A 24,718-nucleotide genomic window follows, 5' to 3' on the forward strand; every position below is an offset into this window, starting at 1 on the left:
CAACTATCCGCATCTTCCTCATTGCTTCTCTTCAAAAAGTATGATTCAATTATGTATAGTTCCTTCGGACTAAATCGGAACAGGATGGGTGATTTCTAAATTATGAAACCGTTACAAATTTCTCCTGAAACAGCTGTTAAGTTAGCGGAGCAGCTTAAAGTACCATTAGAACATCTCATGCATATGCCACAACATATTCTTCTTCAGAAATTAGCAGAGCTCGCGAAAAGCACATCGTCAGACACGAGCGAATCGGAATCGAAGTAACCCTTGATACCTTTTGCTAACACTTGGCCTTACGACATCATCATGAAGGACATTTATGTGGCCCAATGTCCGTTCTGTCTAAGCTCAAATGTCTTGCTGCCGCTCAAAATTCATGAGCTCGAGTCCATACACGAGGGGAAAAAGAAACTGCTTGTCTTCCCTTGTTGTCATAACAAGTTGACGCTTGTGGATACAGATCGCGATTATTTACTAGCGGACACCGCGGTACGAAATAAACATAATTCATAGTTCATTGCAAGGAGCAAACGAACCTTTATGAATGAGTACCTCATTCCTTTGACAAGCGCATGTACATTAGTTACCTTAAATTATTTAGCCTTGAAAGTTCATAGCAAGATGTTAATTGATTCGCATGAACATCTATTCGCCTCCTTGCTTACAGGGTTAGCCAGCATCATCATGATGCTGGTTCCACTTCCTGAGGCATTCGGCTTAATCGATCTACGCTCGTTACCCATCTTCATGGCCGGATTGCGATACGGATTACCTGTTGCCCTCTTCTCGACCATACTGCCTGCTGGTACTAGTATTATTTCACAAGAAAATCAAGCCTGGTTCATCATCGCACAAGACCTCATTGCCCCAGCCTTCATTAGCTCCTTTTTCCATAACAAAGAATACCGCAATGGCTTCTTGGACATACCTATTCGACTCTCGCTACAAATATGTGGTTTCGTTTTCATTATGCGTATACTTACCCATAGCTTCCTGGAACGCAGCTTATCTTGGTCCTATACCCTTGATCAATTGTTCATGTTTGGCATTACCTCCGCCACCCTCTTCATGATCATCATTATGGTGAATGACGAGAACAACAATTGGCGATTGCAGCGCAAGCTTGAAATGCAAGCGAATCAAGATGGTTTGACCAAACTGCCCAACTTAAGAAGCTTTATGCCTATCGCTCAAAGTACCTTACATAAGCGTAAAGTATCTATCATGATGATTGATCTCGATAATTTCAAGCTGTATAACGATCGATTCGGACATTTAGAAGGCGATCAATTACTCCAAGAAGTAAGCTCTGTTCTTCGTCATTTGATTCAAGAGCAAGATTACCTGGCGAGGTATGGGGGAGAAGAATTTATTCTGCTCTGTACGGAAACAGACCCTATTCGAGTCCTTAACTACGGCCAAACCTTATGCACCTCCATTGCGGAATTATTTCTCTACAAAAAGAACGGCTTGGAAGCGGCTCCCATCTCTATTTCTATCGGGATCTCAACGGCTGACTCTCCACACATGGATCTTAAAACACTGATCTCGGAAGCCGATCACGCCCTCTATCAATCCAAGCATACTGGCAAAAACCGTCCCACACTATTCAAGCATCCACAAGGAATCGCACAAAAAATGAACGCTTAACCATCCGGTTAGATACCGTGTCATGGCTAAGCGTTCATTTTATTTGAATGCCGATCTATTGTTTATTTACGTAGCTTGTTTCATCTCATCCGGCAGTTCTAGACGCATAGCAAGCATATCTTCTCGCGTTGTCACCCATTGTTCGCGACTAGCCCTAATCATCCCGGCGTCCATAATTTTACGATCATTAATAATCCGTGAAAACCATTTAACCGCATCGGGAAAACGTTTTAATCTCCGGTTCAACTCGCCCATTAAATACATAAGCTTCGCATTATTTAAATCCATACCTTCCGTTTCGAACACATTCACATACGCATCTAGTGCAAATGAGAGGAAACGTTCTTCTTGCTCCCAGTCACCTTTAATCCGGTAAAGCCAAGCCAAATGATGCAATAATCCAGCAACCACGCGTGACTTCTCGTTTTTAATTTGCGCACTTAGCAGCGCTAGCTTAAAGCACTGCAGGGAATCTTCCCACGTTCTCTCTTTGCAATAATCCCGCATTGACCAGTTCTGAGCTACTTTTTCATGGAACATAGCTCGTTCTCCCGGAGTCCATTTATCCGAGAAGTTCTCCGTATGTGCGTACCCGCAGAAAGGACAGATCCGTACAACGTAGTAATCGGGATTAACATCCTTATAGTGAATACAGAAATCTGAATCCGATTTACTTGCTTTCTTGAAGCTAGGTCGAACCTTCTTCGACTTGAACGTATTTGTACAGTAAGTGCATGTTACTGAGATCTCATATAAGGGTTCGACCACTTGATATCCCGCCTTTTTCCCTAAGTAATAAATATTGTATGGGAAGAATGGACTAATCTTCCTCAGGTGTGTTGATGAAATGATAAGCAGAACCTCTAAGCCGTTCTATTAGAAAATCCTGTAAATCATCCGGCATGCCGATGTCAGCCATCGCTTCTGTCATACAAGCTAACCATGCATCCGCACGCTCTCTTGTAATCGGAAAAGGCATATGCCTAGCTCGCATCATCGGATGACCGTGGCGATCGGAGTACAAGGTTGGGCCACCGAAAAATTGGGTTAGAAACAACGTCTGTTTCTCTATAACTGGGTCTATGTTAGCAGGAAAAAGCGGCGAAAGTAACGGATGCTGCTGTACTTTCGGATAGAAGGCCTCTACCAAACGACTTACCGTCTCCGCCCCCCCCATTAACTCAAATATGGTTCTGTTTTTGCTCTCTGACATACCAAGAAACCTCGCAATTCGTATTCAATAGTTCTCTAAATCCTCGTCCCCTGCGTGCATGAGCGTTTCTCGAATGACAAACACGAACATACAGACAACCAATCCGGCAATGACACCTGTCATTTGAATCACTCCCGACGTATGGATTTTAGTTTTACTAGTTCTATTTTACCATAAAAACAAGGACTGAACAGTCCCAAGAACCAAATTAAACGACTATACAGTCCTACTTGGACATAGGCGCTTATCTATCTACTATTTCATGAAATTCGGGACGGTATGTATGTCCAAGCTTATTCATATAGTTGACTAAGAGGAGGTATCTACGATCTATGCCGAAACAAAACTTCACCCCAGCCTTGCTTATGTCATTTGTTATTATAGGCATCATTGTATGCTTGGTTCTATTCCCGCATGACGGTTTTCAAGCCGCTTTACGCGGTGTTGCTATTTGGTGGGATGTGCTCTTCCCAGCCCTGTTTCCCTTCTTCGTTATCTCCGAAATTATGCTCGGCTTCGGGATCGTTCATTTCTTCGGTACACTGCTTGATCCGATGATGCGTCCCGTCTTCCGTATCCCTGGGATAGGCGGATTCGTGATGGCGATGGGTTTTGCCGCGGGATATCCCGTAGCGGCTAAGTTAACTGCTCAGCTCTGGGAACAGAAGCTGGTCAACCGGGAAGAAGGCGAACGGCTTGTTGCCTTCACAACGAGCTCGGATCCGATATTTCTAATCGGAGCCGTATCGATTGGCTTTTTCCACGATGCCACCTTAGCCTTTATTTTGGCCATTGCCCACTATGGAGGCTCGTTCATGATTGGCCTCATCATGCGGTTTCATGGCAGGAAAGCCTTACCTACTCCTGGGCCACCTAGGGAGAGGGGCTCTATATGGAAACAAGCCTTCCAAACAATGCATAGCGCGAGATTACGGGATGGAAGATCTTTAGGTACTTTATTAAGTGAGTCGATTCTCCACTCTCTCCGCTTGATGTTCGTTGTAGGTGGACTTGTTGTCTTCTTCTCTGTCGTTCTAGAGGTGCTTACTTCTGCCCAGGTTATGAATGTGTTCTATCTGTTAATTACATCCCTCTTATCCATCACAGGGTTGCCTCACGAGCTCTCGCAAGCCGTCATGAATGGGTTATTCGAAGTCACACTGGGTGCTAAAGCTGCAGGTGGTGCCCCTGCTTCGATTGCCCTTTCCAGTAAAGTCGCGATAGGCGCCTTTATCCTCTCCTGGGCCGGCATGTCCGTGCATGCTCAAATTGTCAGCTTATTAAGCCATACCAACATGCGCTATCTCCCGTTCCTTTTTGCCCGCCTCCTTCACGGCATACTCTCTGCTGCTATTGTTCTCCTGATTTGGGAGCCTATGCAGCGATTTCGAAGTCCCCAGGCTGTATTCATGCCGTACTATGAGGCGAATTCACCCGTTATTAGCTATCTAAAGCTTATTTTCCCGATAAGTGCGATGGTCTTTGTTGGTGCTTTTGCTGTCATCATGAGTCTCTTCCTCGCATATTCCTTACTTAGACTGGTGTATGAAAAGGTTGGTGGAACAAGATAATATGGGTAATTACGATCATGTTTATAAAGGGAGAGAATATTCAGATATGATAGCAGCCGACCCCCAAGAGGCGAAAGGTTTACCGCAGGCGATTGAACGACTTCGCGAGCTGGCTTTTAATTTATGGTTCAGCTGGAACCATGATGCTCTGCAGCTTTTTGAAAGCATCGACCCTGGCCGCTGGAAAGCCCTCGGTCACAATCCCGTTCGACTTCTTCATGAGCTAGAGGAACCCCAGCTTGAAGCCTTAAGCCAGAACACTGATTTTGTCGAGCGTTATCGCCAAGTCATGCAAAGATTTGATACGTATTTGAATGAACCCAGTTGGTATTCAACTAACTATGCCGACGAAGAAAATGTGCAAATTGCTTATTTCTCTGCTGAATTTGGTTTTCATGAATCGCTTCCGATTTATTCAGGCGGGCTCGGCATTCTTGCCGGCGATCATATCAAATCGTCCAGTGACCTCGGAATACCACTTGCAGGCGTGGGCCTACTCTATAAAAAAGGCTATTTCACGCAAAAGATTGATGCGAGCGGCAGTCAGCAAAGTGAATTATTCCCCTATGATTTTGAGCAATTACCGATTCGTCCGGTACTTCAAAATGGCCAGCAGCTCACAGTTTCACTTGATATCTCTGGTCGTACGATCACCGTCTTGGTTTGGGCTGCTAAGGTAGGACGCAATCTGGTCTTTTTGCTGGATACCGATCATGAAGCCAATCAAGACGCAGATAAAGAGTTGACCGCACAGCTGTATGGCGGGAATCAAGATATGCGGATCGCCCAGGAAATGGTACTGGGAATCGGTGGTGTCAAAGTGCTGCGTGCACTCGGTATTTACCCGAATGTGTACCACATTAATGAAGGTCACGCGGCTTTCCTCACGTTAGAACGGTTGAAGGAATTGCTTCACATGGGCCTTCCTTTTCATGTAGCTGTAGAGACCGTGCGCTCCGCCACCGTTTTCACGACCCATACACCTGTTCCAGCAGGTCATGATACGTTCTCCGTCGGGATGGTGGAACACTATCTCGGTCACCTTTTCAGCGAGCTGCCTAAGCATAAACAAAGCATTATTTCATTAGGGCTTGATCATAAGTCCGGTCAATTCAATATGACACATCTAGCGATGAATACAGCGGGGTTGCGCAATGGCGTCAGCAAGCTGCATGGGCAAGTTTCACGCGAAATGTTCAAGGAATTCCATGGTCATATCGATGCCAGCGAGGTGCCGATCAGCTCTATCACGAACGGTGTCCACCTGGATACTTGGACCGCCCCTGCTTGGAAGGAGCTCTTCGATCGATTCCTCCCCGGCACATGGCGAGCAAAGCAGTCCAACGAGCATCAATGGGCGCAAATTGAGGTCATTCCCGATGAATCCATTTGGAAGGTTCATCAGCATTTGAAAGATGATCTGGTACGTTATGCTCGCAATAGTCTCATGGAGCAACGCAAACGTAACGGGGAATCCGAAGAACGGATTGAAGAAGTTAGGCACTATTTAAATCCTAAAGCCCTTACAGTTGGGTTCGCCAGACGCTTCGCTACTTACAAACGGGCCAATATGATTTTCAATGATTTGTATCGGCTCAAGAAATTAATTAATAATCCTGAGAGACCCGTGCAATTTATATTTGCTGGGAAAGCCCACCCTGCTGATTACCCAGGCCAAGATCTCATCCGAGAAATTTACCGCATCTCTCAATTAAAAGAGTTTCTCGGTAAAGTCGTTATTCTCGAGAATTATGATATCAACATGGCTCGCTATCTCGTTCAAGGCGTCGACGTATGGCTAAACAACCCTCGCAGACCCCTTGAGGCTAGCGGAACTAGCGGCCAGAAAGCTGCCATGAACGGCGTTCTTAATTTCAGCGTGCTGGACGGCTGGTGGGAGGAAGGCTACAACGGTATGAATGGTTGGGCTATCGGATCCACGGGAGCCGCGGACTGGGCCGCACAGGAAAAAGAAAATACGAAAGCGATTTATCACCTTTTGGAGAATGAGATTATCCCTCTTTACTACAATCAGGGTGAGATCCCTCATCAATGGATTGGACGCATGAAGCGGTCTGTTCAATCGCTCAGCCCCGTCTATAATACGCACCGAATGGTGCAGGACTACACGAATCTTTCGTATGTACCAACAGCCAAACGTGCTCGTCTGTTTGTCGCGGACAATTATGATGTGGCTACCAAAGTTGCCGACTACAAGCAGTTTATCCGCAGCAATTGGCATCAGGTAAGAATAATGAATATTGATGATCATGCCGATAAATCGACTTCTGACGTTCCCTTAGACGAGATTCTCCCATCAACGAAAGAGATTACGGCGCAAATCCATTTCGGCCCTATTTGGCCGCAGGATACGGCAGTTGAAGTCATTTATTATGCAGAAAATGGCGAAACGTGGGAGCAGAAAATCATCCTCATGGCTCCAATCGGGGAACTTATTGAGCAATCGCAGCGCTTCCAAGCAACCATTCCATCCCATCTTATTCATGGACCTCACTTCTCGATTCGTGTGCGTCCGATCTCAACCAACTTTGCGCATTCGTTTGAACTCTCCCTCGTTACGAGCACCTTGTCTTAATAATGAGAAAACTTCTATCGAAGCCATTCAAAGATGAGCGACCGCTATTCTACCCCTCAAAGTGACGCTAACCTTCGAAGCAAATTCCGATTACTTTGTAGGGACCCCAGGAGAGGTAAGTTTTATCGCCAATAGGAAAGCGGTTTTCGGTATCGAAAACTTAACTTCCTATGTGGTAAAATCGCTTAACCTAAGCTAAAGCCCCGTTTGGGGCTTTTCTTATTGACTTAGATAAATTATGATGAGAAGAGTATTTACAGGATGTACAGGCAGATGTGAATGTAAATCTAACGACTTGGTGATGCTATGGATTGGAATAAGGTACTAGAATTGGCTTCTTTTTCACCAAATCAGGATTGTCATATTATCATTGTTGGTGAAAGTAAAGATGGACAACCTTTCTGCTTTGAAGATAACTTTGCTATCGACAAAATAAGCGAAGATTCGATAACCGTATGTCTTGAACAATTGGGTGTCTACCCCTTTGACAAGCTCGAACATGTTTCTTTCGTTGAATTTTCTTTCAAAGATGGTGCCATTTTATATTACGCCTATGTCGATTTGATTGGGCTTGAACTAAAAAAAACGATCTGTTCCCTGACTCTATCTCTTCCAGAGGAAGTTTTTCAACATCAAAACCGCAGACATCCTCGTGCTAAGCTTACACTGCGTACACCGATTACACTGCGTGTCGCTGGCATTCGAAGCTTATCTGCTCAGAAGGGTGTCGCTTTTACTGGACAACTTCTCGATATCAGTGTTGGCGGATTATCCTTTGTCACATCCAATCGACTATTCTTTCCATTGATTCTGGAGTTCAGCTTCATTCTCCCGAATGTCTCTCAGCCTATGACTGTCTATGGTGAAATTGTAAGAGTTACGCATTTCAGCAACGACAGCTATCGGGTCGCCGCAGAATTTCGGTATACGCCTGAATCCATTCTCCAAGATATTGATGCCTTCTGTTCCAATTATTAAGATTATAATTCTACGAAAACTCAGTCCACGCTTACGAAGCAATTTTTGCTAAAGCAAAACTCTTAGGAGGAACAAGATTGAAATATAACGTCATTGAACGAGGCGATGACATCTCCAAGGGGCTGACCGAACGCTTCCACGCTCTCGCCGCTCAGCAAGGCATGCCAAGGGATGAAGACCATCCCGATATCGTCCTGTCCATTGGCGGAGATGGCACGATGCTCCAAGCCTTTCATAAATATGTCGACAAGTTAGATCATATCGCATTCGTTGGGATCCATACGGGGCATCTTGGATTTTTCGCAGATTGGAAGCCGGACGAATTAGATCATCTAGCTTCATTAATGTTTAGTGTCGCAACACCAGAGGAGTTGCAAGTCGTGCGCTACCCCGTTGTCGAAATCGAAATTACGACGGACAAGGGTGTTGAAACACACCTCGCACTTAACGAGTTTACGATCCGTGGGATCGAAGTTTCACTAGTCGCAAGACTTCACGTGAACGATGAAATGTTTGAAATGTTCCGCGGTGACGGTATTTGCATATCTTCTCCTGCAGGCAGTACGGCTTACAACAAGAGCTTAGGCGGCGCCATGGTCCATCCATCGCTTGAAGCTATTCAAATTGCCGAGATCGCATCGATTAACAATCGCGTGTATCGAACACTAGGTTCATCGATGATCTTGCCAAAGCATCACCACTGTGACATTTATCCAAAAGCACAGCAGAATATGCTGTTGTCGCTGGACCATTTATATATGCAGCGTGCCGATGTCGTTTCCATTCGTTGCCGAGTGGCTTCCAATGTGAAAGTAAAGTTCGCACGGTTCCGTCCGTTTCCATTCTGGAATCGGGTTCGCGAAGCCTTCGTTGGCCTTGAAATAAAATAAGCTTTACACGCATGTATAACAAAAAACATAACGCCATCTGCTCTCCACACTTGTTGGAGTTCAGATGGCGTTATTTGGTTTATTGCTGATTAAACCGTTGTAGAACTAATAACTTCAGACGGTATTTGTTGTTTAGGCGCGTTTACTTTCTCGATAATAAAGTAAGCACAGCCGAAGTTGCAGTACTCATTCAAATAATCTTGAAGAGCTGCGATGGAGGATTCTTTGGTCGCTTTTGGGTGGATTTCTTTGAAAAACCCTCTCAGTCGTAATTGACTATATCCCCAATCGCCCACAATATAATCGTACCGCTCCAACACTTCGCTGAAGCGTTCCTTGAACACTTCGAAATTCCAACCATTTTTGTGATCGGTAACAAGCTCGTATGTTTTATTGGCAATATGAATCATGGTGGTAGGAAGCTCTCCTTTCTATGATCCGTTCATTGAATTCGCCTTCTAAACGCTTGATGCTGCTTTCACCTGTTCATGTGCATGATAGGAACTGCGTACCAGCGGACCCGATTCCACGTGCTTAAAGCCGCGTTTCATGCCCTCTTCCTTCAGCATAGCAAACTGTTCAGGTGTGTAATACTTGGATACCGATAAATGCGTCGTGGACGGCTGTAAGTATTGACCGATCGTCATAATATCACAATCCACTTCTCGCAGATCTTCCATCGTTTGTAGCAGCTCGTCCCACTCTTCCCCTACACCAATCATGACACTGGATTTCGTTGGAATGTTCGGGGCTATCCGTTTAGAACGCTGCAATAGCTCGAGGGAACGACGGTATTTCGCTTTAGAACGAACACGATCTGACATCCGCTCTACCGTTTCCATATTGTGATTCAGAATATCTGGCTTTGCCTCAAGCACGATAGCTAGTGATTCTTCTCGACCTAGAAAGTCAGGAATCAACACTTCAACTGTGCACATCGGCAGTTTACGACGGATCGCTTTGATCGTCTCAGCGAAAATCATGGCACCGCCATCTGTTAAATCATCGCGTGCCACCGAAGTAACAACACAATGACGAAGCCCCATTTGTAGCGCTGCATCTGCAACACGTTCCGGCTCTTCCAAATCAAGCTCCGTTGGGAGACCTGTTTTAACTGCACAAAAGCGACAAGCACGCGTACAAATATCACCTAATATCATAAAAGTCGCTGTCCGATTCGCCCAGCATTCATGAATGTTCGGACACTTGGCTTCTTCACAAACTGTATGCAACGTCTTGGAACGCATCATCGATTTAATTTCTTTGAAATTCTCATCGGTCTTCAGATTGATCTTTAACCAGTCTGGTTTTCTCTCTAACACTTTTCTAGGCACTGTAATTCCCGCCTTTTTATTTGGTTTCTCAATGATGTTATTATAACATGAATGACTGACAAAACAATCCACTTTGGGGGTCAGTTGTGATACACTTGTTTAGATGGACCAAAACAGCTCAGCTTACTACATAAAGGCTGTATGGGAGGAAAGAAACATGAGCATAACTGAAGTGACGCGCGAGAAAGATCGCAAGCTTGGTGAAATTTTAAGAAACATGGGCCGTGTCATCGTCGCCTTCTCCGGAGGGGTTGACAGTACATTCGTCCTCAAACGTGCACAGCAAGAGCTTGGTGACCAAGTCCTTGCCGTAACTGCAGCATCTGAAACGTTTCCMACGAGGGAGTTCGATGCCGCTGCACAACTAGCTGAACAATTTGGCGTTCGCTTGCACAAAACAGAGGTAAAGGAATTGGAGAACGCGAATTTCGTTGCCAATAATCCTGACCGTTGTTACCACTGCAAGACAGGGCTTTATTCCCATTTACAAGACATCGCGAAGGAACTGGGCTATCCGTTTCTCTTGGATGGTTCCAATGTCGACGATCTAGGCGACTATAGACCAGGACTACAAGCGAAGAATGAGCAAGGCGTCCGCAGTACGCTGCAAGAAGCCGGCTTAACCAAAGACGAGATCCGAGCGCTTTCCAAAGAGCTTGGTCTGAAAACATGGAACAAACCTTCATTTGCCTGCTTATCTTCTCGTATACCGTATGGTACGCAAATCGAGAAGTGGAAGATTGACCAATTGGATGAAGGCGAATATTTCCTTTCCCAACTAGGTCTCTATCAAGTACGTGTGCGTCATCACGAGAAGATTGCTCGGATCGAAGTCATGCCGGACGAGATTCACAAAGTCCTTGAACATCGCGATGCGATCTACGAGAAATTTAGCAAGCTTGGCTTTACATATGTCACATTAGATTTGCAAGGCTACCGCACTGGCAGTATGAATGAAGTGCTATCTCAAGAAACGAAAGATAAGGTGAAAGAAGCTTCCTTATGATGGACTTAGAGAAGATCCTAAAACTCGTCCAGACCGGCGATCTGGACATCGACGAAGCCAAGAAGCAAATCATCAAGGAAGGCGGGTCAGGTCCCGCCAACCTTGATCTTGGATTTGCGCAGCTCGACATCGATCGCGAGAAGCGGACAGGCTTCCCCGAGGTCATCTTCGGGGAAGGCAAGACGCCCGAGCAGATCGAGGCCATTTTCCGGCGGCTGATGGAGCATAYCGACCGCGTACTCGCCACACGGGTCGACGCGGCCAAAGCCGCCTATGTCGTAGCCAACGTGGAAGGTGTCACCTACCACGAAACTGCACGGGCGCTCACTTGGTTTAAGCGCCCGCTGCTCAAAGTCCACGACGGCTATATCGCCGTCGTGTGCGCAGGCACCTCCGACCTCCCTGTGGCGGAGGAGGCTGCCCTTACGGCAGAATGCCTAGGCAGCCACGTTGAACGTATATACGACGTGGGTGTCGCTGGCATTCACCGGCTCTTCCGCCGGCTCGAGCTCATTCGCGGTGCGAACGCGATTGTGGTAGTTGCCGGCATGGAGGGCGCACTCGCCAGTGTCATGGGCGGGCTTGTCTCTAAACCCATCGTCGCTGTGCCGACGAGTATTGGGTACGGTGCGAACCTTGCCGGGATCGCACCGCTGCTGTCCATGCTCAATAGCTGTTCGCCGGGCATCTCTGTCGTTAACATTGACAATGGCTTTGGCGCTGGTTATTATGCAGGACTCATTAACAAAAATATGTCGAAACGAGCGTGAATTACAACCATGCGCATTTTATATTTGGACTGCTTCTCTGGAATTAGCGGCGATATGACCCTTGGCGCTTTGGTTGATGCGGGAGCAGATCGTGCTTATATTGAGGATGAGCTTTCCAAAATCAAACTAGAGCCCTACACCTTGGAATGGAAGCGCGTTGTGAAACGCGGCATTTCTGCTCTTAAGCTGGATGTCATACTCGACCCTGAACATCCTCCGAAGCAGCACAGACATTATTCAGAAATCGTCAATGCCATTCAAAAAGCAGAATACAATGAGCGTGTTACAGCACTAAGCCTAGCTATTTTCGAAAAAATTGCGATTGCCGAAGCTAAGATTCACGGGATACCTATTGAAAAAGTACATTTTCATGAAGTCGGTGCCATTGATTCCATCGTTGACATCGTAGGTGTTGCATTAGCCATCGATTCCTTGCAAATCGAGCGTATTTTCTCCTCTCCAGTACCACTAGGATCAGGAACCATACATATCGATCATGGTATTTATCCAGTACCCGCTCCTGCCACACTGGAGATGATGAGAGGCTTACCGATCGCATCAACTCCTTATAGTTTAGAAATGACAACGCCTACGGGAGCCGGTATTATTTCAGGAATTGCTGATGAATTTTCCAAAAGCTTCCCACCCATGGTCGTTGATCATATTGGCTATGGTGCAGGCACTAGGGACTTACCCAAGCAACCCAATGTGCTGCGCGTTGTAGTTGGTAGAGTTGATCCATTTATTGGTAAATGGCAAATTAGCCATGAGCATCTAGCGCATGATCATAGTCATGAACATACACATACGCACGATGACCATCACCACCATCATGATCATACGCATACACACGATGATCATCACCACCATCATGATCATACGCATACACACGATGATCATTCACACAGCCATGATCATAAACACGATCACGATCATCATCATCATGATCACTCTCATACGCACACGCATCATGGCGATGCCACACCTGGCACCCCACAATAGCGTAGACATGACAAACGCCCTTCCATCACAATGGAAGAGCGTTTTTTTGTCTCAGTTGTTGCAAGAATAATAACCTAACTTCCTCATAAACCATCTTCAGCGGTACTTCATGCATCCTTGCTACTTGTTCACATTCCTTAAATTCAGGTGCAAATTGCACTAATTTTCCTGCGTGATAACCAACTTTTACCGTTAAGGGTCCCCAAGGTGTTTCTACACGCTCAAATTCTCTGGCTAATCGATGACAAGATGCATGAAGATATCGAATGCCAAGTGTGGTCGTTTCACTAAAAATAATCTCCTCAATCGGAGACAAACGACCCTCATCCACTAATACATTCAGCATGATTCCAGGACGTCCTCGTTTCATAATGATGGGTACCATATATACATCATTAGCACCTGCATCAAAAAGCTTATCCATCACATAAGTCATCCACTCCGGATTCATATCGTCCAAATTGGCTTGAACTAATAACAATTGATCATCAATATGCTCTTCTCTATGGTTAAAAGTCACTTTTCCCACCTCTTATTGGCATCATAGCAAATATCCCGCGGTAACGAAAGATCGAAGGATAAACAACAAGACATCCGTACATCCTAAGAACTAACATTTCAGGAAGGATGATAGAGATGCAAAGCAGAGCATTTTGGTCAAAGGTTCTCGTCCTTAGCCTCCTCCTATCAACAATCACATTACCGCCTTTTTCAAATATGGATGTATCATCAGCTATGACAAATGATCAGATAGCTCCAATACCTAGCTCCCAACCGACCAAACCTTCACAATCGGAGCGAAAAGAGCTTTTTGAAAAAATAAGCTTACTTACGGGTATTCCTTGGACATACCTAGCTGCTGTAGATCAATATGAGAAAACCATAAACACTGCCAAAAAAAGAACCGTTCAACAAAGCATCACGAATATTTATTTTTCAGAACTTGTTTGGGCGGGTATGCTTAATCCAGATCCAAACGATTCCAATTTGATAAGGATTTCCTTCTTCCATGGCTTAGGGCGGGATGGATCGGGGGATGGCATCGCTGACCGTGCCAACGATTTAGATGTACTAGCGGCTATGGCAGCGATCTTAGGCAACAATGGAACGAAAGTTGATAACTTACAAATGAACCTTTGGAATTATTACCACAACGCACGTAGCGTAGAACGCATCCGTCAATTCGCTGCGATCTATGAGTCTTTGGGCACACTAGAAGCAAATGCTCATGCATTCCCACTGCCAATTTCATCCGACTATTCTTATCGTAGCACGTGGGGAGATAGTCGCGGCTGGGGTGGGCACCGTACTCATGAAGGTACAGATTTATTCGCTGGCTACGGTGTTCCTGTTAGAAGCACTTGCTATGGTATCGTTGAAATCAAAGGATGGAACCCCTACGGTGGCTGGCGAGTTGGCATTCGTGATCTCAACAACATTTATCACTACTACGCCCACCTTTCCGGCTTTCAAAAAACGCTCAAAATAAACGATATCGTCAAGCCCGGACAAACTATCGGTTGGGTCGGCAGCTCCGGCTATGGAAAACCAGGTACATCCGGTAAATTTCCCCCTCATCTTCACTTCGGATTATACCGTGATAACGGCTCAACAGAGTGGAGCTACGATCCCTATCCATCCTTACGAAGATGGGAGCGCGAAGATCGAGCTAAAAAGAAATAAACCCACCTTCACGGTGGGTTTATTTTTTGGGGCTTATGGTTTGATTATGCCCTCCTTGGGCGTAGAATTCGTTGCCCCTGAGTGCGGAATAGTTGGTAACGTTATGCTCGGTGGGCTGCCATCCTTCGAACTTCCCACTGGATTACCTTTATTGTCATAGTAATAAGTAGGAACATCCCCCACAACAAGCGAATAAGAAATCGGAATTTCAGTCTCTACAATTTCAGTTTCTGAATCAAAAGGGATAATAACAGAAACCTCTGCAACAATGTGCACATATACCTCAAACATCACCATATTAATACCAGCATTTTGAGTTCGTGTGTTTAAATCCACCTTCACACTTCCAACAGGAAGTAATCTGATCGGGATATCTGGGCCAAAAGAGGCGAGAATAGCACTATTCATAGCCTGCCCAAGGGGAATATGATCTGCAATACTTTCCAGATTATTCAACTCGCCTTGGACCGTTTTAATAGCCTCCGAAGTAATCCTCATATGCTCATTATAATTCAACATAAAACCTGTAATTTTGTTGTTTTTATCCATTTTCCAATCAATTAATTGCTCTGCATTCGTTCCCCCTGCCACATGATCGGCGATTGCACTATTTATCGCTTGGGTTGCAATCTGCTTAACCCTAACCTTCGCCAGATTCATCAAAGGCGGTCTTAGATTCCGTTCTATAAAAATAAAAAACTGAATGCAAAACAAGACTAAGATGAGCAAACCAATCCACAGTACCTTTTTAYGGCTTGTTTTCACAGTTGGCCTGCTTCTCCATCGTCGCCTCTGCAGCATGCTTCTCCCCCTTCCTCCGTGACCAAATCCTACTTATTCGCCATAATTCATTAGTACTACCTTATGCGGACATGTTTTGAAAAAGACGATCCAATCCTTCATCATCCTTCATTCCTTACTAACATACGCCGCCCTTAATCAAATCCCCCCTCATTGCACTCCCCTATCCTACTCACTACCTTCCCCAATCACTCTCCCCCTACCTGCCCTTCTCTCCACTACTTCTTCTCGTCAAACCGTATCCCCACTATCCCCTTCACTCAGAAAAAGAAGCCAGCTTTTTTATACAAATCATTGAAAACAGATCATATGTTTGGTAAAATAATAAAAAAAGAGAACAAACGTTTCTATTCCATTTATTTTAGGGAGGATTATTATGGACATTTCAAGTTTGTCATACGAGCAATTTCATAATTATTTTTCCTCTGAAGATATCTGCATTGACTTTCTTTTTCAAACAAAATGGCCTTCAGGCTTTTATTGTCCACGTTGTGAACATCGTCATGCCTATGTAACTACAACTCGACGTTTACCCTTGTATGAATGTTCCCGATGTCGTTTCCAAGTCTCATTACTTTCAGGAACGATTATGGAAGGCTCCAGAACTGAGCTTCGTAAGTGGTTATTGGCAATTTTCCTATTTTCGCGTACTCATATTGGTACAACTGCCATGGAGCTTTCAAGACTTATTAAAGTCACTTACAAAACAGCCTGGCTAATCCTGCATAAAATTCGCAATTCCATCCTACAGGCGGATAACCAAAGTCCGCTCTCAGGATCAGTCCAAATTAACTCCGCTATCTATGGAAAACCCTTCAATCCAACTGTCCACAAACATCCTCAAGAACATCTCCTGCTCGTAGGCTCATCACTCAATGATTCAGGCGAACCTACGCATATCAAAATTAAACATGTTATACCGTCCCATCCTACAAATAAACATATTACTAAAAGCGACATATCCACCTTTCAGCAGCAACATATCGAACCTACTGTGAAAGAGATCCACTCGATTACTGGATTTTATACGCCAAAACGGCAGCGACCCCTACTTGAAATTGTTAAACAAGCAAGCACTTGGATTAATACTACCTTCCATGGCATCGGCGCCCGTCATCTTCAAAGCTATTTAGACGAGTTCTGCTACCGAATTAATCTAACTACCTCCAAAATACCTATTTTCGAAAACTTGATTAAACGATGCATTCTTAGTAATAGTGCAGCGACTAATCTTTCTGAGGACACTACTCAATTCTCGCATTTTTATGTCTTCTAGGCTCCTTCATTTTATTTCGTTATCACCAACTTTTAAATTACAGTATTATCATTTTTCTGAGCTAAGGGGATAGTGGACATAGATGGCTGTGAAAGATATAGAACAGTATAAAATATCTTGCGTTAGTTTTGTGGGTAATTAGAGACTGGGGCGTTTTTATGGCGCAGCAATATAAAAACAAAAAACTTTCGTCCGCATCATTTGGATGAGGACGAAAGTTTGGAGTTAGTGACTATGTAGACATTTGGAGAGGGAGAGCAAGATCTGCTCTCCCTTCAGCCAGGTGCTCGAATCGTTTTGTAACGATGCGAGTACCTCTTTTCACTGTTTAACCCTTCATAAGCTCATCTAGCTCATCCCAAGACGTAATCCGCGGCAATTCCAGATGTTGATTATAGGATCTGTCCTTCACACAAATGCGGACAGGCAGGTGGGCTAATGTCTCCAGAACGGTCGGTTTATCATCAAAATAATAATCCAACTCCAATGCCTCAATAATATGTACTTTCTCGGAATCACTCATCCCGCAGAAAAAATGCCCCTCTACGACAGGGAATCCATGGTCGAGCAACCATTGTCGTGTGCGCTCCGTATGTTCTTTGGCGCGAGCCGTAATGTAGTACACCTCATGACCTTGCTCCACCAACTTGTTCAAAACCTCACGCGCATGGGGGAATAACGCACAGTCTGAATAATAAATCTCATCACGCAGGCTGTACCACAACTTCCCGCCTTCTTCCTTCGTTAGTCCAAAAGCACTGTGAATTTCCATCGTTGGCAAGGCATGAAACACCTCTAGCCCAATGTCCTGCTGCAGCTTCTGATTATAAATATGAAACGCATGCTCTCTTAGATTAATGAGGGTATCATCAATATCAAATCCAAATTTCACCGTCTCCCCCTCCATTCACCTTGCCTCTATTCCTTTAATTTGATCCCAAAAAGACTTACAAATACCGAAGCCTGTCCTCTAGAAATGATACATCCGCGCAGATCTTCAATACTTACACCTAAGCTTGTAAATTCACATGTGCTGAGGTCGATCCCATCCAGTTTCGTACCCGTAAATTGTGCTTGTTCTAATTGACAAACCTCAAATTGTAGCTTTTGCAAAGTCGCTTCATAAAAATCAGAGTTGTTTAAAGAACACGTATGAAACGTGATTTGTTTGAGATTTGCCATTCGGAAAGTCGAAAAATCCCCTAAACAATCTTGAAAAAGGATGTTTCGTAATGTAGATCCAGTAAGATCCATGCCGATAATTTTGCAATTCCGAAATTCCGTTCGATGTATCGTTGCTTCTGTAAAGTCGACATTCGATAAATCACATCGATCAAAAATAACATCCGTAAATTCAATTTCTTTCATCGCGATTCGTGTAAATGTCACATTGCGAAAAATTACTTTATCAAACGCGACCTTATAGGCTGACTGATTATCAATGATACAATCACTTATGATGCCAGTATGAAAACTATCTTCAGGTTCAAATTTTCCTTCTTGCAAGGTTATGATGGGCAATTCTTTAGGCATTTTAGGTGCATCTAATTTAAGATTACTCATGAAAAACTCCTTAACATAAGGTAATGGGCAAAAAAATAAGCCTTACCGGCTTACCTTTATAAAATGATCATCGTGGATAAGCTGTGCAGCATGAAGAATAAGGATCCCCATTTTCTTTTGATATAATTCCGGCCACGGAAAAGCCTCGTCTTAATCGTAGAAACAGGTAAATTCACTTCTCGACTGATGTCTTCTAAGGACATATCCAAATAATATTTGTAAACAATGAGGTCTTTGTATTTGTCTGGCAGATCTTGAATCATTTGTTCCACCTGGCTATACGTTTCCTGTTCAATAAGCTGAAGCTCAGGCGTTTTCTCATGACTCACCAACTTCTCAATCAGGGGGCGTTCATCTTGGGATGGAAACCCACTTGTATCCATGGAGAGCTCTTTTTTCTTCTTCCGCATCAGATCAATCGTAACATTTTTGCCAATACTAAAGATCCAGCTGGAGAAATTTTTGGTAGCGTCAAATCGATGAGAATTCAAATGTGCACGCAAAAAAGTCTCCTGAACAACATCTTCGGAATCTGATTTATTTCGAAGCATACGAAAAGCTAATCGATAAATTCTGTCCTTATACAGCTCCAGAAGTCGATTAAACGCTTTCGCATCTCCTTGACTCCACATTGTTGCAAGTTGACTATCGCTTAATTGCAGCATGTTAAATCTCCTTCACATAGTAAACTACCTATCTTCTATTCTACCAAATTGAAGCAAAAAAAAGAAACCTTTTCAGGCTTCAAAGATGACTATTTATCGATAAAATTGGACACATATTCCGCTTTCTCTGCACTTGCTATGACGATTAGCGTTACAATAATTCCGAATAAGATAATTCCGCCTACGATCATACCGCGCACCCTCTTCGCTGATTGATACGAAATGATCATCTCTTATCAAAGATATGATGCACGGCAGTGATTATTCACCGAGATTCATAATAACATATTGCTCAATATGGCTTGCCAATAGGCCGAAGGTTGGCTTTTGGACCTCAACATGTTCACCAAGCAGTGATTTCACAGCTAAATACGGGAAGTTAATGCCCGATAAACAAGTGACATGTAAACCCCCTGACATCCGCGGATTAATCTCCAACAGCTTCGGTACATCCTGATTGTATTTGACTTGAATATTATAATTGAACGGAATGCGGTAGGTAGCAGCTATCCGATTAGCAAGTTCAATCAGCTCTGGCACTTCCTCCAATAGCCTCAATCGTCCATCCGCCTTACGACGCGGGACAGCCGCAAGAAGCTCACCAGAAGCGGAAGCTAAGCAATCGATGCTGTATTCATGGCCACCCAGTACTTCCATAACCATGACGTCATCAAAACGTTCCACAGTCGAAAGGTTCTGGTAGGCTTGCTCTTTCGTGAGATATGGCATAACCGGTCCAAACATATCAGTGAGCGCATTTCGCTTATTGCTGATAATCCGAAATCCATTGCCGCCCTCACCATTCGTTGGCTTCATGCAGACGCCATGCCCAGCCGCAGTAAGCGCATCATGCGCTTTAAGAAACTGCTCAGCCGTATTCACCACATGATAATCCGGAATCGCGACGATCCCCTTAGGCCGGATGGACTCGTAAAATTTCTGCTTTTCCATGAGATTTTCTAAGAGCTCCAGATCACGACAAACCGTTACACGTGTACCTATTTTCTCAAACTCATCGATATGTTTGGCAATCGCATACATATGCAGCCTAGGAATAAACACATCAATCCCATGCTGTTTACAAAAATTCAGGGCAAATTCCACATAGTCGTCATCGCCAAGAACAGGCTCTGTATCTGCAAAGTCCGCTGCTTGCAGCGCCATGTGGGTACGATCCGGATGCGTTGCATACATCTTAAACTGAGCCCCATCCTCATTATTACGGATGCTGTTCATGTAATGATAAGCAACAGAGAACCAGCGGTTAAACCATACTTTTTTCATGAGGACTCCTTTATGAGCAACTTTCGATGCTCGCTATGTGTGGAATGAACAAATGCGGTGATGTCATCAGCTGCAAAAATGCCGGATTCCTCCGTAAATCTGTATATCCCAGACGGGGTCATTTGCTCTTGGCGGAATAACTCTCCATGACCTGGAGCAATCGCATAATCAGCGATGTCTAACAAGCTCTGATCCAGCAGGGAGTCACCGGAAGCAATGACTTTCCGACCATCAAGTATTTGCTTCAGATGAGCAACTGCTGCCCCCTTGCTCACGGCCTCAGGGACAATGTAGACCTTCCTACCTTGAACAGAAGTGCGCCAGCCCATACTCTTCAACTGTTTGCTCAAATCGGCTATTTCCTGCACAGGCATTCGGTCGCGCTCGACGATATGGGAGTAGAATAACTCATCGCAGAAGCTCGAGCTAATCAACCAATCCTGCTGCAGCACTGCCTGCATGACAGGCAGGACATCCTCGACAGGAGCACTCGTCTCGCTGACACGGGTCCTAACGAGATCTCGCCACTCCGTATCCATATTGCCATCGATCAACATATTCCCCCCGTTGCTTGTAACTGCATATTGGGGTTTCAGAATTTGACTGATGAGATGTATTCGCTCATATTGGGCAATCGTTCGCGTTGTCACAGGGATGAAAATGAGTTCATTCATCAGCTCTTGTAACCGTTGATACGTGCTGGAGGACATATAAGATCTCACTTTGCCATCGATCAGCTCGGCAACCATGATACGTTCCCCCAAATGCTCCGCTTGCTCTGCTGGTTKGGAGTAGATTAAGGTCTGATCTAAATCACTGGCATAAATCATTCGGCATCCCCTTTCACAGATTGTATGAGGCCGCAACACGAATACGTGAGGCCTGGATACACCTCAATAGGTACACCACGCGCCTCAGCTAGCAGCAAAATATGCCGAATATGCGGATTATCCATGCGATCTACCAAGATCCGCCACGGTACTCTCCGAAGCAACACACGAGTTGTTTCTCCCACACCAGGCTTAATCAAGTTGATATCAGCCATGAGAAAGGTCGTCTGAATCGCTTGGATATCCCGTAAGCCATGCCAGGTAATTTCTGGTGGATTAGTCACTAAAGATTGGGCCAACTCCTGGGCTTCCTTAGTCACCTTGTTGAAAAAGGGAACAATCGATTCGATAAAATGATTAGACTGATCGTGATCCAGCCAATCTTTGTAATATTTCGAGCCATGAAAATCATGCGGGCCAATCAAATCATCGCGCAGCACTGTGCGACTCATTAATCCGGAGACTGTCGAGTTCAGACATGCACTCGGAATGAGAAAATCCTCGCGGGTTCCGAACATGTCTGTACAATGCCCAGGATCGGCGAGTACCGCTAGATCATCGTCTAGGATGATTCCGTAATCCCTTGCCATTTTAACACAAGCTTGGGTAAGCACTTTACGAATGGCCCCCTTGCCTGTCCACCCATCAATGAATTGCAGCCTTGCGCCCGGATGTTTCTGCAACATATACAGGAGAGCGTTCTCATCAATCCCTTTACCCCGAATAATTGAGATACTATAATGCGGCATGTTCATCTGGTGGATATCTTGCAAGTATCGCTTGATCAAAATGCCTATAGGCGTACCCGCTCTTGCCAAGGAAACAAGGACCGTGTTCGGCCCCTTCTTGGTTCGGATAAGCTCAGCTACCACACCTACGGATAAGGCTACTTTCTCGGCAGACAGCTCGAGGGTTTCATGGTACAGGTTCAAATAATCCGAGGAGGGGAGATGCTCCTGAGGAAGCATTTCGGAATAGTGCGTTCCAGATTGAATAGCTCGCTCTCTAGCTTCTAAGGCGACTTCCATCTTTATGTTGCTGATATCCTTCAGTAGAAATGTCACATCAGATGGTGGATAACTCCCCATGGGTTGGGGAGCATCTATGCGTTTGGATTGCCAAGTTTCCATGCCTTAGCCTCCTTCCAATCGACCGTTTGCGGCGAGAAGAAGACGATATGCAGGGTGTGCAGTCCCTTGGCTTGGAGAATTCGCACAATCGGCTCCATAGACGAAGGAGAAGCTTCTCTCTCCATAAAAAGAAAGATCTCCTGATACGTGCCGTAAGGAATATTGTAGAAGAAGTGCACGACTTGTTCATCCTCTGGCGAAGGGAAAGCGTGGCCATATTTCACTGCATAGTCACCGTGTTCCATGACATGAATCGGGCTGCGTGTCGTTGATTGGTAAGACACCCCTGCCCCCATCTCAGCGGCAATTCGCATCGGGATATACATAAACTCCCCTGTGCCGACACAGAGAGTCTTAATCCCTGTACGTTTACGCTTAAGCAGCTCGGCCGTCTGCGTAATGGAACGATCCAATTGTTCCGAATTGGAGGGGGTAAGTCCGAACCTTCCGCTATGCTGCAAATAAGGGCGGTTCCCTGCATAAGGAGCATGCGAGAATAGCTGATTCACATAGCAAATTTGCAGATCTGTGCGCTCCTCAAGCAAAGGGCTAGGCGTTTGCAAGGGCAAGCTCTCGCTAGAGCCAACTACCTTCGTATTCCCGCGAATTAATGAGATGACGTGAATCGTAATCTGCAATTCCTGCTCCAACTGGGCAAACTGTAGGATGTCTTCCTCTGTGCGCCAATCCAGCAGTGCTAACACGTAGTACATTTTCTTGGGGTATTTCCCTTGCAGGTCGCGAATGATATTAAGCGACGTACGGCCTGTCGTAATTTCATYATCGACGAGAACGAGAATTTCAGGCTGCGCAAGAATGGCAGGGTCATCGGAATATCCATAGTGATCTGTAGCATGCGAATGCTCTTCTTGGAATTGAAATATGGACGGTGATTCATCGATCACTTCGCGTGTCGTGTGCAAATAATGACTTCCTTGGCCAAAAGTTTCATAGACCGCATGACCAATGGCCGTCGCTGTTTCCGCAAATCCAATGAAAGCAATAGGCTGCTTTAATGGTAAACGTTCAGACATGATCGCTTTATAGGCCGTTTCCGCTTTATCCGGGTATATTAGCCCCTCAACAGCCAGCCCTACCTTCTCTTCTAACTTCGTTTCTTGTAACACTTCCTGCAATAATATCGCTAAAGTAGTTCCACTTAACAGTGACGTGTACGGATTCACCGGGATATGTTTGCCTAGCACCTTGCTTACAAACAAGAAAGATCGTTTCTTATTAATTCTCGCTGCCATCGCGAATAACGCATCGGGCGGTATGTTGTGGGGATTGGACGTCACGGTGACGTGAAGCTCCAAATCGCCTGCTATTTTATACGTACGCTCGGTTAGGTCCAGTGAGTAATCCATCAAAGGTTTGTTGTTCATGCAGCACCCCATAAACTTGTGATCGTAAAAGAATACGTTTTGCCCAATTGAAATGGGGTTTGAATTCATTCATTTTATTGCCATAGACACTCTTCATAACCCCAAGATCGCCATGACTGTTCTTCAGAATGCTTATAGCATCCGTATATTCTTCATGTGTGACCGCATAGAGAGTTTGCACTGGCTTAATGTGCGTAGGATGAATAATTGTTTTGCCGATCAAGCCATTCTCTTTATCGAGCATGACTTCATTTAAGAGTCCCTTCGTCGGGAAATATTCCCATACGGGCCCAGAAATCACGTTGGAGGCTTCCATACGACCAAACATATTAATAATATCAGCGACACAATCCCGTATCGGGGCAATGTCATAAATCGTTCTGTCCGGACTTCGTCTCAGCCCAAATAAGCTTGAAAAGTCAGTAGCGCCAATCCTGATGTTCAAGACCAAATCCTTAAAATTCGTTATAATTTCGTTAATTGCCAGTAAGGTAAAAGTGCGGCTTTCTTTATAAATAATCGAGGCAGATTCCAGAATCGGTAATCCATATAAAATTGGTGCAGATGCCGATTTCTCATCGTTGTAATTTTCTAAAACTTGAAAATAATCCTCGCCATTTTCCACAGTAAATTTCGGGAACACAATACCCGTTAGAAGAGCTACATGCTCTTCCAGTCTCTCTAGTACGTAGTTCAATTGATTTACACTTCTAACACGGATGAATATCAGCGGAAGATTCTCAGCACTTACAATGCCAACTTCCATCCAATGGGCGATCTGATTCATTTGCCCAATAAGCGATTCTTCTGCAGCATGTACTTCGTTATCACCTACAGCATCCTCCAGATCAAGGACAACGGACACCAAGCCTTCAATTTTACCAAAAGCAATATCTTCTGCGAACGAACGTCGGGTCGCTGGCATATACAGCGCAGCACCGACAGAATGAGCTAAAATGTCTTTGTGCGAATGATTATGGAAGGAATTCGGCGGTAAATAAAATAAAGCTTTCTCTTCATCCGCAGTTAAATAATTGAAATATCGCATGCCGATTCCTCCCTCTTTATTTCAATGAGAAAACCTCTAT

Annotated in this window: 26 protein-coding genes; 12 read left to right on the forward strand and 14 right to left on the reverse strand. The window is 44.8% G+C overall.

Going from position 1 to position 24,718, the window contains the following annotated elements:
* The first annotated feature begins 102 nt into the window (after nt 1-102).
* From AC1DLM_RS14410 to AC1DLM_RS14420, 3 genes are read left to right on the forward strand one after another with little or no spacing between them, the layout of a single operon-like run.
* A complete protein-coding gene (locus AC1DLM_RS14410) occupies nt 103-267 on the forward strand; it encodes a YycC family protein (RefSeq protein WP_068668182.1) in 165 nt (54 codons plus the stop codon).
* Nucleotides 268-270: 3 nt separating this feature from the next.
* Entirely contained in the window at nt 271-516 is a 246-nt protein-coding gene (locus AC1DLM_RS14415; protein ID WP_082595376.1) for a hypothetical protein, read from the forward strand.
* A gap of 27 nt (nt 517-543) precedes the next feature.
* The gene (locus AC1DLM_RS14420) at nt 544-1,653 is read left to right on the forward strand and encodes a diguanylate cyclase (RefSeq protein WP_441988597.1); all 1,110 of its coding nucleotides are present in this window, start codon (nt 544-546) and stop codon (nt 1,651-1,653) included.
* 66 nt (nt 1,654-1,719) lie between these two features.
* On the opposite strand, the gene AC1DLM_RS14425 is transcribed toward AC1DLM_RS14420, so the two are convergent.
* A complete protein-coding gene (locus AC1DLM_RS14425; RefSeq protein WP_441988596.1) occupies nt 1,720-2,421 on the reverse strand; it encodes a DUF2225 domain-containing protein in 702 nt (233 codons plus the stop codon).
* Between the two features lie 52 nt (nt 2,422-2,473).
* Nucleotides 2,474-2,866 (reverse strand): globin domain-containing protein, encoded by a 393-nt coding sequence (locus tag AC1DLM_RS14430; RefSeq protein WP_056613325.1) that lies wholly within the window; start codon nt 2,864-2,866, stop codon nt 2,474-2,476.
* A gap of 332 nt (nt 2,867-3,198) precedes the next feature.
* On the opposite strand from AC1DLM_RS14430, the gene ylbJ reads away from it, so the two are divergent.
* The 4 genes from ylbJ (at nt 3,199) to AC1DLM_RS14450 (ending at nt 8,901) form a co-directional block, all read left to right on the forward strand.
* A complete protein-coding gene (gene ylbJ / locus AC1DLM_RS14435; protein WP_477570352.1) occupies nt 3,199-4,437 on the forward strand; it encodes a sporulation integral membrane protein YlbJ in 1,239 nt (412 codons plus the stop codon).
* Between the two features lie 46 nt (nt 4,438-4,483).
* Complete coding sequence (glgP, locus tag AC1DLM_RS14440; RefSeq protein WP_477570353.1) at nt 4,484-7,033, forward strand: alpha-glucan family phosphorylase; 2,550 nt, start codon at nt 4,484-4,486, stop codon at nt 7,031-7,033.
* Between the two features lie 306 nt (nt 7,034-7,339).
* Nucleotides 7,340-8,011 carry a PilZ domain-containing protein gene (locus tag AC1DLM_RS14445; RefSeq protein WP_441988593.1) on the forward strand — a complete coding sequence of 224 codons (672 nt, stop codon included), beginning with the start codon at nt 7,340-7,342 and terminating at the stop codon, nt 8,009-8,011.
* 77 nt (nt 8,012-8,088) lie between these two features.
* The gene (locus AC1DLM_RS14450; protein WP_441988592.1) at nt 8,089-8,901 is read left to right on the forward strand and encodes an NAD kinase; all 813 of its coding nucleotides are present in this window, start codon (nt 8,089-8,091) and stop codon (nt 8,899-8,901) included.
* Between the two features lie 89 nt (nt 8,902-8,990).
* Here AC1DLM_RS14450 and AC1DLM_RS14455 read toward each other — a convergent pair whose 3' ends face one another.
* Both AC1DLM_RS14455 and lipA read right to left on the reverse strand, forming a co-directional pair.
* Nucleotides 8,991-9,311 carry a YutD family protein gene (locus tag AC1DLM_RS14455; protein WP_056613316.1) on the reverse strand — a complete coding sequence of 107 codons (321 nt, stop codon included), beginning with the start codon at nt 9,309-9,311 and terminating at the stop codon, nt 8,991-8,993.
* 48 nt (nt 9,312-9,359) lie between these two features.
* A complete protein-coding gene (gene lipA / locus AC1DLM_RS14460; protein ID WP_441988591.1) occupies nt 9,360-10,307 on the reverse strand; it encodes a lipoyl synthase in 948 nt (315 codons plus the stop codon).
* Nucleotides 10,308-10,392: 85 nt separating this feature from the next.
* Between lipA and larE the strand changes: the two genes are divergently transcribed.
* Genes larE through larC form a run of 3 tightly spaced genes read left to right on the forward strand, consistent with a single transcriptional unit; the run spans nt 10,393 to nt 13,013 of the window.
* On the forward strand, nt 10,393-11,241 hold the full coding sequence (larE, locus tag AC1DLM_RS14465; protein ID WP_171629210.1) for an ATP-dependent sacrificial sulfur transferase LarE: 849 nt from the start codon (nt 10,393-10,395) through the stop codon (nt 11,239-11,241).
* Nucleotides 11,238-12,011, forward strand: a complete 774-nt coding sequence (gene larB / locus AC1DLM_RS14470; RefSeq protein ID WP_477570354.1) for a nickel pincer cofactor biosynthesis protein LarB — start codon at nt 11,238-11,240, stop codon at nt 12,009-12,011. The genes larE and larB overlap by 4 nt, the downstream gene beginning before the upstream one ends.
* Nucleotides 12,012-12,020: 9 nt before the next feature.
* Nucleotides 12,021-13,013, forward strand: coding sequence for a nickel pincer cofactor biosynthesis protein LarC (gene larC / locus AC1DLM_RS14475; protein ID WP_441988589.1), 993 nt, complete (start codon nt 12,021-12,023; stop codon nt 13,011-13,013).
* A 25-nt stretch (nt 13,014-13,038) separates the two neighbouring features.
* On the opposite strand, the gene larC2 is transcribed toward larC, so the two are convergent.
* Entirely contained in the window at nt 13,039-13,533 is a 495-nt protein-coding gene (gene larC2, locus AC1DLM_RS14480; RefSeq protein ID WP_441988588.1) for a nickel pincer cofactor biosynthesis protein LarC2, read from the reverse strand.
* 116 nt (nt 13,534-13,649) lie between these two features.
* Here larC2 and AC1DLM_RS14485 point away from each other — a divergent pair, with 116 nt between their 5' ends.
* The gene (locus tag AC1DLM_RS14485; RefSeq protein WP_441988587.1) at nt 13,650-14,696 is read left to right on the forward strand and encodes a M23 family metallopeptidase; all 1,047 of its coding nucleotides are present in this window, start codon (nt 13,650-13,652) and stop codon (nt 14,694-14,696) included.
* 33 nt (nt 14,697-14,729) lie between these two features.
* Here the strand turns inward: AC1DLM_RS14485 and yunB are convergent, their stop codons facing one another.
* Complete coding sequence (yunB, locus tag AC1DLM_RS14490) at nt 14,730-15,461, reverse strand: sporulation protein YunB (protein WP_477570355.1); 732 nt, start codon at nt 15,459-15,461, stop codon at nt 14,730-14,732.
* Between the two features lie 412 nt (nt 15,462-15,873).
* On the opposite strand from yunB, the gene AC1DLM_RS14495 reads away from it, so the two are divergent.
* The gene (locus AC1DLM_RS14495; RefSeq protein ID WP_441988585.1) at nt 15,874-16,773 is read left to right on the forward strand and encodes a transposase; all 900 of its coding nucleotides are present in this window, start codon (nt 15,874-15,876) and stop codon (nt 16,771-16,773) included.
* A gap of 328 nt (nt 16,774-17,101) precedes the next feature.
* Here AC1DLM_RS14495 and AC1DLM_RS14500 read toward each other — a convergent pair whose 3' ends face one another.
* The 8 genes from AC1DLM_RS14500 to AC1DLM_RS14535 form a co-directional block, all read right to left on the reverse strand.
* Entirely contained in the window at nt 17,102-17,665 is a 564-nt protein-coding gene (locus tag AC1DLM_RS14500; RefSeq protein ID WP_441988584.1) for a 5' nucleotidase, NT5C type, read from the reverse strand.
* A 26-nt stretch (nt 17,666-17,691) separates the two neighbouring features.
* Entirely contained in the window at nt 17,692-18,336 is a 645-nt protein-coding gene (locus tag AC1DLM_RS14505; RefSeq protein ID WP_441988583.1) for a pentapeptide repeat-containing protein, read from the reverse strand.
* Between the two features lie 56 nt (nt 18,337-18,392).
* Nucleotides 18,393-19,001 carry a sigma-70 family RNA polymerase sigma factor gene (locus AC1DLM_RS14510; protein WP_068668226.1) on the reverse strand — a complete coding sequence of 203 codons (609 nt, stop codon included), beginning with the start codon at nt 18,999-19,001 and terminating at the stop codon, nt 18,393-18,395.
* Between the two features lie 261 nt (nt 19,002-19,262).
* Entirely contained in the window at nt 19,263-20,285 is a 1,023-nt protein-coding gene (locus AC1DLM_RS14515) for an ATP-grasp domain-containing protein (RefSeq protein WP_477570356.1), read from the reverse strand.
* Nucleotides 20,282-21,115, reverse strand: coding sequence for an HAD family hydrolase (locus tag AC1DLM_RS14520; RefSeq protein ID WP_477570357.1), 834 nt, complete (start codon nt 21,113-21,115; stop codon nt 20,282-20,284). The genes AC1DLM_RS14515 and AC1DLM_RS14520 overlap by 4 nt, the downstream gene beginning before the upstream one ends.
* Nucleotides 21,112-22,245, reverse strand: a complete 1,134-nt coding sequence (locus tag AC1DLM_RS14525; RefSeq protein WP_477570358.1) for a cysteine protease StiP family protein — start codon at nt 22,243-22,245, stop codon at nt 21,112-21,114. The genes AC1DLM_RS14520 and AC1DLM_RS14525 overlap by 4 nt, the downstream gene beginning before the upstream one ends.
* Nucleotides 22,218-23,630, reverse strand: coding sequence for a phosphoribosyltransferase family protein (locus tag AC1DLM_RS14530; RefSeq protein WP_477570359.1), 1,413 nt, complete (start codon nt 23,628-23,630; stop codon nt 22,218-22,220). Before AC1DLM_RS14530 ends, AC1DLM_RS14525 begins: the two co-directional genes overlap by 28 nt.
* Nucleotides 23,575-24,678 carry an HpcH/HpaI aldolase/citrate lyase family protein gene (locus tag AC1DLM_RS14535; protein ID WP_477570360.1) on the reverse strand — a complete coding sequence of 368 codons (1,104 nt, stop codon included), beginning with the start codon at nt 24,676-24,678 and terminating at the stop codon, nt 23,575-23,577. The genes AC1DLM_RS14530 and AC1DLM_RS14535 overlap by 56 nt, the downstream gene beginning before the upstream one ends.
* Nucleotides 24,679-24,718: the final 40 nt, after the last annotated feature.

It is taken from the genome of Paenibacillus sp. 01T442 (assembly GCF_056398345.1).